A 12,810-nucleotide genomic window follows, 5' to 3' on the forward strand; every position below is an offset into this window, starting at 1 on the left:
ATTCACTAGTACGGTGACTTCTCTCACTTCGTTCGCCAAGTATTGTTCATCATCTACTCTGGCGGAGCCAGTCGTAGTGATTCACAACAAAAAGTCTCTAGTGTTAAAAAACACCAGAGACGAGATTTCCCGCGGTACCACTCTAATTGTCCGAACTTTTCTAAGACGGACCCACTTAATCTATTAACGGAAGATTGCCGTCTGCCTAGGCAGATCCTCAAAAGTGCGCTTCCTTCATTTGATTATTTTCGGCTTTCACCATCCCGAAATCGCTTTGATAATTTGTAATGAAGTACTCTCTTTTTCAACGAATCATTATTAAACTGGGTTCATTATAGCAAATATTTTTCTTTATGCCTAGTCTTGTCTATTGATTTTTAGATTTAAATCGTCATAAACGTTAAACTAGGGTCTGCATTTAGATGATAATCTGCTAAATGTCCTTTTTCTGCTTCAACAAATGCTGCGGCCCCGATCATTGCAGCATTATCTCCGCATAATCTAAGTGGTGGAACAATGAAGGTCACACCTGGGAGTTCTTTTGTCACTTCTTTGGTCAAACGCTCACGAAGCCCTTGATTTGCAGCAACGCCGCCTGCCATTACTAATTGTTTGATTGGATATTCCTTACAAGCCCGAATTGTCTTTTCTGTTAAAACATCAATCACACTTGCCTGAAAACTTGCAGCTAAATCTTTTGTGCTCAATTGTTCCTCTCGTTGCTCCGCATTATGAACTGTGTTGATAAAGGAACTTTTCAACCCGCTGAAGCTAAAATCATAATTATCTTCTTTGATCATCGCACGAGGAAAATGATACGTATCTTGACCCTGATGGGCCAACTCGTCGATTTCTTTTCCGCTAGGATAACATAGTCCTAAAACTCTGCCAACTTTATCATAGGCCTCACCAGCTGCGTCGTCTCTTGTTTCACCGACAATGTCAAAAGAACCCGTTTCTTTCATATAAACTAATTCCGTGTGGCCACCGCTGACTAATAAAGCCATTAATGGGAATTGTAGTGGTTCTACGAAATTCGCCGCATAAATATGCCCAGCCATATGATTCACTGGAATCAATGGTAAATCATGTGCCCAAGCAAATGTCTTTGCGGCTGAGATTCCGATCAATAAAGCCCCTACTAAGCCTGGTCCATAAGTGACTCCTACACCACTCAAGTCATCTGGTTCCACCTCAGCCTCGATCAAGGCCTCTTCAATGCACATCGTAATTTCTTCAACATGATGTCGACTAGCAACTTCTGGTACCACACCGCCGAAACGTTGATGACTTTTCACTTGTGAAGCGACGATATTCGATAGTATTTCTCTGCCGTCTTCAACGACCGCTACACTTGTTTCATCGCAACTACTCTCAATAGCTAAAATTAATTTTCTTTTTTTGTAAAAAAAAGTCATTGTTTCACTTCCTTAATGTTTAAACACATAACAATTCCATCCTCTTTAGGATGAGTATAATAATTTTTGCGGCAATTAATGATTTTGAATCCATTTTTTTCATATAGTTGTCGAGCATTTGTATTCGATACACGCACTTCCAAAAAAATTTGAGCAACGTCTTGTTGGATCAATTGTTGGATCAACTGGGCAATCAAACGACCACCATGCCCAAGGTGCTGAAAATTTTTGTGAATGACAACATGTGTGATCTCCACTTCATCTAAAACAAGTTGATAACTGATAAAACCGATCCACTGCCCTGCTTCACTCAACACCAAATAATCACTTGTTTGCTGCGCTAAATCTAGGCTAAATTGTTCGATTGACCAAGGCGAGCCATGTTCGTACCCAGCCTCACTAATTGACCAAATTTTTTCAGCAATTTTTCCTGTTGGTAGTGTTTTTTTTGAATAGTACATCGTTTTACACTTCTTTTAAATGCAAGATCATTTCCAATGCATCTTCTTTATTTTCAGTGTAATAAGCTGGTTTAATCGTACTTGAAGCAAAGCCAAGTTGGCGATAAACTCGTTGGGCATTTTTATTACTGATTCTAACTTCTAAAGAAATCGTCTCACAATTATTGGCCCTTGCAAACTGAATAACTTCTCTAATCAAGAAACTACCAATTCCTTTTCCTTGATTTTGAGTTAAAACTGCTACGTTTGTAATATGCGCATCTTTGTCAAAAATACGGCAACCAACAAATCCAATCGTTTTTTCGTCTTTTTGAATGAGTAAATATAAATGAGGTTCAGCTGCTTGAAGTTCCATCAAAAAAGCTGTTTTAGTCCAAGGCAGCTCACCAGCATACACTTCTCGTTCAATTGAAAGCAAATCTTTGATATCATCAAGGACGATTGCCCGCACAGAATATGATTCATTTGAAATTTCTACAGTTCTTTCATCATAGGGACGATTTTTAAAAAAGATGCCTAAAAGGCTATGAAATAGATTAAATTTTTTCAACATAATTTTCTACCTCTGCTGTATGTTCTTTTAACCAATTTTCCTCTGCTTCCACTCTTTTTAAATAATTAGGTAAAAAGTGATGAATATCTTTTTCTGGTTCTGCTAATCTACCAAGTTCAGCAAGGGCAGCCGCATTAGGGACTTGCCATTGCGAAATGGTACAAATTTCAGCTTCTGGTAAAACAGATTCAATTTGTATTCGAAAATTTTCGGCATCCTCTCCAACAAAGTAAACATGATCAAATTCTTTTAATCGATCCAACCACGTATCCATTCCAATATGCTGATCTGCAATAATCGTCGTCAATACGCCATCAATAAACTGATATGCACCAGTATAAACATTTTTTCTACGAGCATCAAAAACTGGGATAATCAGTCCTTTACTTTGGACACAATTGGCTGCCAAAGCTTTCAAACTTGATATTCCGACTAGCTCTTTTTTTAACGTATATGCTAACGTCTTTGCCGTTGTCACGCCGATTCTTAAACCCGTATAAGAACCTGGACCTTGGGCTACCACAATACGGTCAATAGCACTCGGTTTTAAGCCAACATCTTCCATCAGTCTTGTGATTGCAGGCATTAACGTTAAACTATGGTTTCTTTTCACTGTGATTGTATATTGTCCTATTATTTTCTTCTCTTCACAAACAGCAACTGTCAATGTCTGATTCGAGGTATCAATTGCTAAAATTCGCACAAAAAATCCCTTTCTTTCATCATGTAGTTGGTTTATTGTAGCATATTTTCATTCCTTCGTAAAAAAAGCAGTCGCCACAACAATAAATTAGGGTATGCGACAAAAGTAACGTTCACTTTTGTTTCACACCCTACATACGAATAAACGGTGGGAGTAAACGGTCCTCTATGATTCGAGGATCGGAGTGAAACGAGAACCGTAAAGGCACAAGCAACTCCTACTTATTGCTATAAAACGCAATGTCTACTATACTTTGTTCCGATCTCCATAATTTTCATCACTTGATATTTGCTTCTAAATAATCGATCAAGGTTTTACTAATGTTTGTTGCTGTATCATTTTTTCTAGAATCTTCCACCATGATCATTGCGGAAAATTTATTATGACTTCGATCCATTGCCAATAGGAAACTATTTTCTTTACCAACCGTATCTTGCTTGTCTTTGATTTCAGCTGTTCCCGTTTTAGCTGCTAGAGAAAAGTCAGGATTGTACATATTGTGGACGTAACCTGTTTCATCTTCTACACTACCAAGCAAATCTGTCACAATCGTATTTGCAGCATTTGAACTGATGGCATTTTCTTTCGTCTTGGTTTCTTTACTTAATTCGATTTTCGGATATACGAGTTTGCCTTCATTTTGGAAAACAGTATACATAGCCGCTTGTTGAATCGGGGTCACCAATAGCTGACCTTGCCCATATCCTGTATCTGCTAGTAGAATCTCTGAATTGAATTTATCTTCATTTGAGATTTGTGCTGGGTTCATTGGGATGGCCAAATCTAATTTTTCTCCGAAAATAAATTTATCGAGTCCTTTTCTAAACGTCTCTTCGCCCATCCGTAACGTTTGTTGCGCAAAATAAATATTATCAGAATTGACTAATGCTGTTCGCAAGTTTACAGGGCTTGCTTCTTTAACTCGGGTAACAAAATAATCCCCCCATGAAGCATCTTTTTGCCATTTCAACCCATTGATTTCAATTTCTTCATCTGGTTTCAAGGTACCCGCATCTAGACCAATCCCACCAGTAATTGTTTTAAATGTTGATCCTGGTGCATAACCTGTTGCAAAACGAGCCATAAATGGTAAGTTTTCATTATTCGCATAGGCATCATAATCAACTTGAGAAATGCCATTTGCCATTTTATTTGGATCGAACGATGGTGAACTGGCCGCAGCTAATAGATCACCTTGTTGTGGATCCATGACCACAGCACTACCAGGACGATTGTTAAAAATAGTGTAGGCTTGCGACTGAACATTTTTATCAATCGCTATCTGGATTTTATCTCCATCTTTTTTAGCTACTTTTTGCAGGACGCTTCTGAATTCACCTTTGTCATCAATAATCGTGATATTACCGCCGTCTTGTCCTCGTAATTGTTTGTCATATGCTTGTTCCAATCCGACTTTCCCAATGACACCAGTACTGCTCAATGACGGGTCTTTTTCAATATCTTCTGCCGTGATTGTACCGACATAACCGACTAATTGCGCTGCTGCTTCTTTTAGCGGATAGTAACGAACCATTGCATCTTGAGACGCCGCGCCTTGGGGGAAAGTAGTTACCGGATCAAATGAGATCGCCAAAGGAACGAAAGAGTCTGGTTTGACCCATTCTTGTTTAAGCTTTTGCTCTATGTCCTCTATCGATACTTTAAATTGCTCACTAAAGGCTTTGATATTATTGGTTTTCTCTTGACCTTCTCCAAGTTTACCTGGAACAATCCCCACTTGATCAAACGCTTGATTGACCGCCAGCCCTTCACCGTTTCGATCAACGATTTCCCCTCTGTTCGCCGGATCAATCCCCATCGTCACTTTATCTTGTCCAGTCATTTCGGGGAAAATCAAATTAGGAGCCCAGTCTATTTCATAACGATCACTTGTTTTTTTAATCGTTGTTTTATAGGTTAGATCCTTCAAATTACCTAAAGGTGTCGTCATATCTAATTTATAAGTAAATGTAAATTGACCCTTTTTATCTTTTGTTACTTTGACCTCTTTACTTTTAATTCCTTCTGCTTGAATCCCAGAAAAAATTGTTTGGTATTTTTCTACTAATTTGGCATTATCATAGCCACTTTCCTTGACTGATCCCTCATTTAAGAGTTCTGGAAACTTGTCAAATTCTTGCTTCGAAAAATAACTTAAAAATGTCTTAGCAGATTTTTCTGCGTTGTTTAGTTCTTGTGTTTTCTGCCAAGTGCTATAGGCAAAATAGCCCCCTGCTAAAACACCTACCGCTACAATACCACCAATTGCTAATAGTACTGGTTTGTTTGACTTTTTCTGATTTCTTCTTTCCACTTCCCAATCCCCCATGTTCTTGATTCGGTTCTTTGTACCTATTATACCTTATCTGGCAAAATCTAGGATAGAAAAATGAAGCTTTTGTCAAAATTTAAATTATCAATTCATTTCACTGTATTTCTAACTACTATTTGCAGTTTGAAGTCAGTCCTTAGTGGTATTTATCTTATGGATACTTATGGTATACTATTTTTATTAAATATTTTTTTAGCTAGCTACGTGGGCTTGGCTTTAGGGTATTGGAAAAAAGATAAATTTTGAATGAGGCAAAGAACACCTCAGTCATCATTTCCTATTTTTCTGTCAAAGCTGGGTGAGCCCATTCAGCTTTTAGTATTATCTAGCTTCATGAGCTAGCTTTTCGGAAAAAAGATAAATAATGAATGAGGCAAAAAAACGCCTCAGTCATCATTTCCTATTTTTCTGTCAAAGCTGAGCGAGCCCATTCAGCTTTTAAAATAAGGAGGAATTTCTGATGGGAATTTTTAAAGCGGCAACAAGTACGATTGGCGGCGGCTTAGCTGATCAATGGATTGAAGTTATCGAGCCTGATAATATGAGTGACACGACCGTTATGACAAAAGGTGTTTTTGTCCGTAAGAATGATAAACGTGGCGCAAATCGCAAAGGAACTGAGGATGTATTAACTGATGGTTCTGTGATTCATGTTTACCCGAATATGATGATGATCTTAGTCGATGGCGGCAAAATCATTGATTATACTGCTGAAGAAGGCTATTACACAGTTAAAAATGATTCAGCCCCATCAGCATTCAATGGTTCTTTAAAAGAAGCAATTTCAGAAACATTTGATCGTTTTAAATTTGGTGGCGTTACACCGCAAAAACAACAAGTTTTTTATATTAACTTGCAAGAAATCAAAGGAATCAAGTTTGGAACTTCTTCACCGATCAATTACTTTGATAACTTTTACAATGCAGAACTATTTTTACGTGCACACGGTAATTACTCAATCAAGATCACGGATCCTTTATTATTCTTTTCAAACGCGATTCCTAGAAACAAGAGTCAAGTTGATATCAATGACATCAATGAACAATATCTAGCAGAATTTTTGACTGCCTTACAATCAGCAATCAATAAAATGTCAGCAGATGGTGAACGTATTTCTTATGTACCTTCTAAAAGTTTAGAGCTAAGTAAGTATATGGGGCAAGTGCTAGATGATGAATGGCGTGAACTACGCGGAATGGAAATCGTTTCTGTTGCGGTTGCCAGTATTTCTTATACAGATGATTCTACAAAACTGATCAATATGCGTAACCAAGGTGCTATGCTTAGTGATGCTGAAGTTCGTGAAGGTTATGTACAAGGCGCTATGGCTCGCGGGATGGAAGCTGCTGGTAGTAATGAAGGCGGTGCTATGAATGGCTTTATGGGTGTAGGCATGGGCATGAATACAAGTGGCAATTATTTTGCCCAAGCGTCTCAAACCAATCAGCAACAGATGCAAGAAAAACAAAATCAACAAAATGCCCAAGGCTCTGAAGATACTTGGACTTGTCCGCAATGTGGAACTGAAAACAATGGGAAATTCTGTTCTAACTGTGGTACACCAAAACCAACTAATGAAAAACCAAAATTAGAAATGAAATGCAGCGAATGTAGTGAAATCGTTGATTTATCAAATGGTATTCCAAAATTCTGCCCACACTGTGGCAAACCATTCCAAGGAATTCCGCTATAAGAAAAAGTTTAGGGCTAGGCGACTGTAACCTGCCCTTTTTCTATCTAAATCTGGCGTATTAGTAAGCAATTCTGTTATTTCAACACGTCAAAGAAAGGATTAGTCATGACGGATACATTTACACACAAATGCCCAAACTGTGGTGGACCACTGCTATTTAACCCAAAAGATCAAAAATTCCACTGTGAATACTGTTTAAGTGTCTATACAGAAGATGAAGTCACTGCCTATGAAACTGCACAGCGAGATGCCCATTTAGAAGCCGATACTGCTCAAGTGCCTGAACCAGAACTAACATTTTCGTCAGAATCTCAAGCAGAAGGCATGACACCTGAAGAAAAAGCAGCATTCAAAGAAGCAACTGGGACCCAAGATATGAATGAAGATACGCTAGAAGGTGCAATGGAATTATTTGATTGTCCCAGTTGCGGTGCTCAGATTGTTACAGAAGCAACAACTGCTGCTACTTATTGTTACTATTGTCACAACCCAGTTGTCTTGTCAGGACGATTAAGCGGCAAATTTCTACCTGAAAAAGTCCTGCCTTTCTCAATTGAAAAAGAGGAAGCCGTAGAAAAATTTTTAGCTTGGACAAAGAAGAAATGGTTTATCCCAAAAGACTTTTTCAATAAAGAACAAATCGATAAAATGACTGGTGTTTATTTCCCCTATTGGGTTGTCGATGCCAAGGTCAATGGTCAATTAAATGGTATGGGGACAACGATTCGCATTTGGCGTGTTGGAGACATTGAATACACGGAAACCCAGCAATTCGATGTTGAACGTCAGGGAAAGCTTTCGTTTAAAGAATTGATCAAAAATGCTCTCTCTAAAAATGTCCAACAAAAAATGGTCGAAGCCGTCCAACCTTTTTTATTAGATAAAGCAGTCGCGTTTAAAAGTCAATATTTAGCTGGATTTCAGGTGGAGAAACGAGATATTGAATACGATGCGATTCAAAACGCAATCCAAAGTGAATTAAAAGATTACTCTGAATCCCTACTAAGGGATACAGCTTCCGGCTATACCACTTTAACAAAATTACGGACAGACATTTCATTAGAAAACGAAGAAAATCACTATATGCTATTGCCGATTTGGGTAGTAACTTATCGCAGTAATGAACAGTCAAAAAAAGTCTATTATTATGCTATGAATGGTCAAACTGGTAAAGTCAGTGGCATTTTACCTGTTAGCTATAGACGGTTGGGACTCTTTACTTTTGGTGTTTTCGCTTCAATCTTAGCTCTTTTTCTAATTGGAGGTTGGTTTATATGAGGAAATATTGTTTTAGTCTGCTTGCCGCTATTTTTCTATTATTCAGCTTTACTATGAAGGCTCAAGCAGCAGATGACTCAATTGACGATCAGGCTTCACTTTTAACATCTGAAGAAGTCTTACAATTGAAAGAAGCAATTAGACCAATCGAGGCCAAGACAAAAGCACGTATCTTTATTGTGACAAATACTGACAATGATCTTGACTCAACGAGATTTGCGGATTATTACATGCTCGATCGAATTGGTAAAAATCAAAACGGGGTCACTTTTTACATTGATATGAACCAACGAAAGTTCATTATTTCTACATCAGGAAATATGATCGATTACTTGGATGACAAAAGGATCGAGAATACACTGGATGATATAGAACCAAGCATGAAAAACGGAAATTATTTTCAAGCAGCTCAAAGCTTTCTAGAAAATACAAGTGATTATTTTGATCAAGGGGTTCCAGGAGGACATTATCGAGTGGATACTGAAACCGGGAAAATTACTCGTTATAAAGCCTTGACCACAACTGAAATGATCATTTCCTTCGTTGCAGCGATTGTTTTAAGTGGTATTTTCTTTGCTGTCAGTATTTCAAAATATCAATTAAAATTTGGTACCTATAAATACCCTTTCAGAGAGAAATCCAGTCTTGATCTGACTCGCAGAAATGATACGTTGATCAATTCTTTCGTTACGACTCGGCGGATTCCTAGAAGTAATTCTAATGGCGGCTCTGGCGGCGGTGGAAGCAGCACTCATTCAACTGGCGGTGGAACATTTGGCGGCGGCGGTCGTAGTTTTTAAAAAATCCCTTGTTAAAGTGCTTTAACACACTCTTTGACAAGGGATTTTTTTCAACTCAGAATATCTAATAACTATTTGGTAAACTCAATCATACTATTATCTTCTTTTGCCTGTGGATTAAATCCTACAGTAATAAAGGTGCCTGTTCCCTATCCATTTCGATTAAAAATAAGATTATTCTCTGGTGAATGTAGCAAAATACCACGTATTTAAATCGTTCATTCACTCCCCTGCCTCCTCTAAACATCGTAAACCATAAAACAAACGTATAGAATCCCCAGAAACAAACGAATCCTTTTCTTATACTAAATAAGGCGAAACCCCAAATGGTATCTTGTTATTTAGCAAGATACAAGGTAGTATATAGACAAGTAACCCGAACAAAATAAGTTAGCTTCCATTGAGATCGGGTCTTCGATAACGATTATTTTATAAAGCGAGGAAATAATAAATGAAAAAAATACTAAGTTTAGGCGTTTTAACGGTATGCGGATTAACATTAGCTGCTTGTAATGGAGCTAATGATTCTGCGGATAACAAAAAAAATGAAAGCACCTCAGCTTCTCAAACAAAAGCTGAAGATGTTTATTTTAAAGATGATACGTTAAAAATCGAAATGGCTACATTAAAAATTCTTTCTACGGAAGTGTTGCCTGCAGACGAAAGCTTATTTAGAGAAAAACCACAATTAGCCATTACCTATGAAGTAACCAATGATAGTAAGGAGCCAATTTCAGCCTCCACCGTTTGGATTGCTTGTATGGGCTTGACGCAAGAAGGATCAGACACCATCAATAAATTGAATGTCGGCATGACACCTCAAGATGAAAAATTTGCGGAGTATACGGAACATCAATTAGACGATATCAAACCTGGCGGTACAGCTAAAGCCATTATCTCATATGATTTAGATGACACAGAAACTCCTGTTATTTTGAAAGCAAATCAAGGAATGGCTGGAAAAGAACTTGGCGAAAAAACAATCAACTTAAAATAGACTTCGCCGTTTACTCAAATTTAGGGTGTAGGATAAAAGTGTTCTTTACTTTTGTCCTACACCCTTTTCATGTCCAAAAAACAAAACTCAACTATCACTCAAAAATGGTTTCATGCGCAAAAATGTATTTACTTCTCGAATGAATTGATTGATTTGTGGTACTAATCTTTTGAAATGCTCAGATTCAATATGAGTGTTTAAAGCAGCTTCATCCGGCCATTCTTCAATGAAAATAAAATGACCGGGATCAGTTTGATCAATGAATAAATCATAAGCAATACATTGAGGTTCTTGTTTCGTTTTCTCTACTAATTCTTGGTATAACGGTGTCACTTTTGAAATATACTCTACTTTGATATAATCTTCCGTAATTAATTTTAACATTCGCTTTCCCACCTACTTATTGAATAATGATTTTTAGATAAAATAAAAGATCACTATAAGCTAGTGATCTTTTATTCGGGTGTTCCTATCAAAGCAATATAGCTATCTATGTTAACGATGCGCATATGTTTTACATCAAATTGCCCTCTACTATTATAGTTTCCTTTTACCTCGATTTCATATTGGTGCATCGGTAACGACAGCACATACTTGGCAAATGGTTTGTTTCTGATTACACAATTAATACAAACATCATTTTCCCAAATTAGCATTCCCGTAATAGCATATGGCTTTTCTTTAAACACCTTGATATGGGTTAGTAATCCTATGTGAGTATCCATAGCTTTATGATACACGAAATATTTTCAATGTCCAGTCTCTTGTTTATGAAATTGAAATAGCACGTTTTTTCTGGTTTGTTATACTTGATTTAAAGTTTTTTTCAATACTGGCGTTTACTATTTTAAGCAAAATAAAAAAGGCCTAGCAGCCTTGATTGGTTAAAACTATTTCAATCAGACACATGGCGGCACCTACTTAGTGCTGCTTCCTTCCGGATCTGACACGCTTCGTAAGCCCACCATTGTCCTAGCCTTTCGGCAAGATTTAGTATACCGTATTTTTTGATTCTTGGCTAGTCTTTCTTTTGATTTTTTAAAAGTTTCTTTTGTTCCCGCAATTTTCTAAAAAAACTTGAGAGTAAGTCTCCACATTCTTGCTCTAAAATCCCAGATTCTACATAAGCAACATGATTGAATCGCTCATCGGATAATAAATTCATTAAGGTTCCAGCAGTCCCACCTTTGGGATCGTTAGCCCCATAGTAAACTTCAGCCACTCTAGAAAGAATCATAGCACCACTGCACATTGGACAAGGTTCTAGCGTAACAAATAATTGAGCTCTTTCTAAGCGCCAGTTTTCAATTGCGGCGCAAGCTTGCTTGATAGCATACATTTCAGCATGAGCAGTAGCATCTTGGCTTTCTTCCCTAAGATTATGCCCCCGACCGATGATTTGTCCATCTAAAACAACGATCGCCCCAATAGGAACTTCTTTGATTGCTTCCGCTTTCTTCGCTTCTTTGATTGCTTCTAACATAAATATTTCTTTTTCTTCTATCGTCAAAGTGGTCGTTTTTTCATTCAAGCAATTTCCACCTTTCATCCTTTATACTTTTATCTTATTCATGGTACAATAAACTAGTGAGGTGTGTCTATGACTATTAAAGAATTAATTGAACTATATCCTTTCGGAAAAATCCAAGAAACAAAAGCAACCAACGAAAACATTTCATTTCCTGTAGATGGAAAATATTTTGTACTCCCTAAAGATTCATTACAAGAAACAGAAATTCGCCTATTAAAAAAGCTTTTCCCAGTAAAAGATTCCTTTGTGGATCCAAAAAAACATCCTTGGTATGACTATCTTTTTAATCAAGGCTCTCTTAACCTTGTAGGGAATTTCCGAGTAATCCACATCCAGCTCAAAAAGCCCAAAGCTTTCTTACAAGCAGAGTGGGAAAATAGTATTACCGAAATCTTTCCTAATCTTGTAGACTTCTTTTTCACTAGCGAGAATGATGGCGCTTTAATTGAGAAATATGCTAAAAATCATTATACTTTAGAAGAACTCCAAAGTATCTTTTTAACCTTAGATGCTGATTTTGATTCTTCGACGACCGCCTTTATAGGAAATTTTTTCTCGGCTCATGAACCATTCCCTACATTATTTGAAGAAGAGCAACAAATCTTTAAAAAAGAAACAGAATATCTTCGTGGAAAAACGACTTTTGCTTTACCAGATGTGGCTTTACATTATTTTACCCAAGAAGCAATGAAACAAAGTAACATTATCCAAACATTTTACAAGCAGTTGGTTTTGACCAATGAGATTCAACAGCTTATCCTTTCACTTTGGCGCAATCAAGGAAATATCAGCTCTACTGCCAAAGATCTATATATGCATCGCAATACACTTCATTATCGTTTAGAAAAGTTTTATGAGCAAACAGGTCTCTCTTTAAAGAAAATGGACGATCTTGTGTTCTGTTATTTATTAATTACAAAACAAAAAAAATAAGCTAGTTAAACCAAAAGGGTGTGGGACAAAAGCAAAAAACACTTTTGTTTCACACCCTAAATACGGATAAACGGCGGGAGCAGAAGCAATCCCTTCTTATTTCTCGGGATT

General features: G+C 37.2%; 13 protein-coding genes, 1 other RNA gene and 1 other annotated feature. Of the genes, 5 read left to right on the forward strand and 9 right to left on the reverse strand.

Annotated elements, in window-relative coordinates; genetic code table 11:
• Positions 1-112: 112 nt before the first annotated feature.
• Positions 113-317: a binding site (T-box leader), on the reverse strand.
• A gap of 66 nt (positions 318-383) precedes the next feature.
• From tsaD to A5866_RS04015, 5 genes are all read right to left on the reverse strand, one after another.
• Positions 384-1,418 carry a tRNA (adenosine(37)-N6)-threonylcarbamoyltransferase complex transferase subunit TsaD gene (tsaD, locus tag A5866_RS03995; RefSeq protein ID WP_086279224.1) on the reverse strand — a complete coding sequence of 345 codons (1,035 nt, stop codon included), beginning with the start codon at positions 1,416-1,418 and terminating at the stop codon, positions 384-386.
• Complete coding sequence (rimI, locus tag A5866_RS04000; RefSeq protein ID WP_086279223.1) at positions 1,415-1,879, reverse strand: ribosomal protein S18-alanine N-acetyltransferase; 465 nt, start codon at positions 1,877-1,879, stop codon at positions 1,415-1,417. The genes tsaD and rimI (A5866_RS04000) overlap by 4 nt, the downstream gene beginning before the upstream one ends.
• A 4-nt stretch (positions 1,880-1,883) precedes the next feature.
• Positions 1,884-2,432 carry a ribosomal protein S18-alanine N-acetyltransferase gene (rimI, locus tag A5866_RS04005; protein ID WP_086444313.1) on the reverse strand — a complete coding sequence of 183 codons (549 nt, stop codon included), beginning with the start codon at positions 2,430-2,432 and terminating at the stop codon, positions 1,884-1,886.
• Positions 2,416-3,135, reverse strand: coding sequence for a tRNA (adenosine(37)-N6)-threonylcarbamoyltransferase complex dimerization subunit type 1 TsaB (gene tsaB, locus A5866_RS04010; RefSeq protein ID WP_086444312.1), 720 nt, complete (start codon positions 3,133-3,135; stop codon positions 2,416-2,418). The genes rimI (A5866_RS04005) and tsaB overlap by 17 nt, the downstream gene beginning before the upstream one ends.
• A 277-nt stretch (positions 3,136-3,412) precedes the next feature.
• On the reverse strand, positions 3,413-5,464 hold the full coding sequence (locus A5866_RS04015) for a penicillin-binding transpeptidase domain-containing protein (protein ID WP_176332555.1): 2,052 nt from the start codon (positions 5,462-5,464) through the stop codon (positions 3,413-3,415).
• Between the two features lie 463 nt (positions 5,465-5,927).
• On the opposite strand from A5866_RS04015, the gene A5866_RS04020 reads away from it, so the two are divergent.
• From A5866_RS04020 to A5866_RS04035, 4 genes are all read left to right on the forward strand, one after another.
• Complete coding sequence (locus A5866_RS04020; RefSeq protein WP_086279219.1) at positions 5,928-7,160, forward strand: SPFH domain-containing protein; 1,233 nt, start codon at positions 5,928-5,930, stop codon at positions 7,158-7,160.
• Positions 7,161-7,265: 105 nt separating this feature from the next.
• Positions 7,266-8,438, forward strand: a complete 1,173-nt coding sequence (locus A5866_RS04025; RefSeq protein ID WP_086279218.1) for an ATP-binding protein — start codon at positions 7,266-7,268, stop codon at positions 8,436-8,438.
• A complete protein-coding gene (locus A5866_RS04030) occupies positions 8,435-9,238 on the forward strand; it encodes a TPM domain-containing protein (RefSeq protein ID WP_086444310.1) in 804 nt (267 codons plus the stop codon). Before A5866_RS04025 ends, A5866_RS04030 begins: the two co-directional genes overlap by 4 nt.
• Before the next feature lie 451 nt (positions 9,239-9,689).
• The gene (locus A5866_RS04035; protein ID WP_086279216.1) at positions 9,690-10,235 is read left to right on the forward strand and encodes a DUF5067 domain-containing protein; all 546 of its coding nucleotides are present in this window, start codon (positions 9,690-9,692) and stop codon (positions 10,233-10,235) included.
• 87 nt (positions 10,236-10,322) lie between these two features.
• On the opposite strand, the gene A5866_RS04040 is transcribed toward A5866_RS04035, so the two are convergent.
• The 4 genes from A5866_RS04040 to tadA form a co-directional block, all read right to left on the reverse strand.
• Positions 10,323-10,619, reverse strand: a complete 297-nt coding sequence (locus A5866_RS04040) for a putative quinol monooxygenase (protein ID WP_086279215.1) — start codon at positions 10,617-10,619, stop codon at positions 10,323-10,325.
• Positions 10,620-10,690: 71 nt separating this feature from the next.
• Positions 10,691-10,975 (reverse strand): hypothetical protein, encoded by a 285-nt coding sequence (locus A5866_RS04045; RefSeq protein ID WP_254907274.1) that lies wholly within the window; start codon positions 10,973-10,975, stop codon positions 10,691-10,693.
• Positions 10,976-11,127: 152 nt separating this feature from the next.
• An RNA gene (gene ffs / locus A5866_RS04050) (signal recognition particle sRNA small type) lies at positions 11,128-11,214 on the reverse strand.
• 39 nt (positions 11,215-11,253) lie between these two features.
• A complete protein-coding gene (tadA, locus tag A5866_RS04055; RefSeq protein ID WP_086444309.1) occupies positions 11,254-11,766 on the reverse strand; it encodes a tRNA adenosine(34) deaminase TadA in 513 nt (170 codons plus the stop codon).
• 69 nt (positions 11,767-11,835) lie between these two features.
• Here tadA and A5866_RS04060 point away from each other — a divergent pair, with 69 nt between their 5' ends.
• Positions 11,836-12,699: a helix-turn-helix domain-containing protein gene (locus A5866_RS04060; RefSeq protein ID WP_086444308.1), complete on the forward strand. Its 864-nt coding sequence runs from the start codon at positions 11,836-11,838 to the stop codon at positions 12,697-12,699.
• Positions 12,700-12,810: the final 111 nt, after the last annotated feature.

It is taken from the genome of Enterococcus sp. 12C11_DIV0727 (assembly GCF_002148425.2).
GTDB classification, from domain to species: domain Bacteria; phylum Bacillota; class Bacilli; order Lactobacillales; family Enterococcaceae; genus Enterococcus_L; species Enterococcus_L lemimoniae.

Coding starts and splice junctions, on each gene's coding strand:
- tsaD (WP_086279224.1), bottom strand. CDS start 1,418: ATGACTTTTTTTTACAAAAAAAGAAAATTAATTTTAGCTATTGAGAGT.
- rimI (WP_086279223.1), bottom strand. CDS start 1,879: ATGTACTATTCAAAAAAAACACTACCAACAGGAAAAATTGCTGAAAAA.
- rimI (WP_086444313.1), bottom strand. CDS start 2,432: ATGTTGAAAAAATTTAATCTATTTCATAGCCTTTTAGGCATCTTTTTT.
- A5866_RS04015 (WP_176332555.1), bottom strand. CDS start 5,464: ATGGGGGATTGGGAAGTGGAAAGAAGAAATCAGAAAAAGTCAAACAAA.
- A5866_RS04020 (WP_086279219.1), top strand. CDS start 5,928: ATGGGAATTTTTAAAGCGGCAACAAGTACGATTGGCGGCGGCTTAGCT.
- A5866_RS04025 (WP_086279218.1), top strand. CDS start 7,266: ATGACGGATACATTTACACACAAATGCCCAAACTGTGGTGGACCACTG.
- A5866_RS04030 (WP_086444310.1), top strand. CDS start 8,435: ATGAGGAAATATTGTTTTAGTCTGCTTGCCGCTATTTTTCTATTATTC.
- A5866_RS04035 (WP_086279216.1), top strand. CDS start 9,690: ATGAAAAAAATACTAAGTTTAGGCGTTTTAACGGTATGCGGATTAACA.
- A5866_RS04040 (WP_086279215.1), bottom strand. CDS start 10,619: ATGTTAAAATTAATTACGGAAGATTATATCAAAGTAGAGTATATTTCA.
- A5866_RS04060 (WP_086444308.1), top strand. CDS start 11,836: ATGACTATTAAAGAATTAATTGAACTATATCCTTTCGGAAAAATCCAA.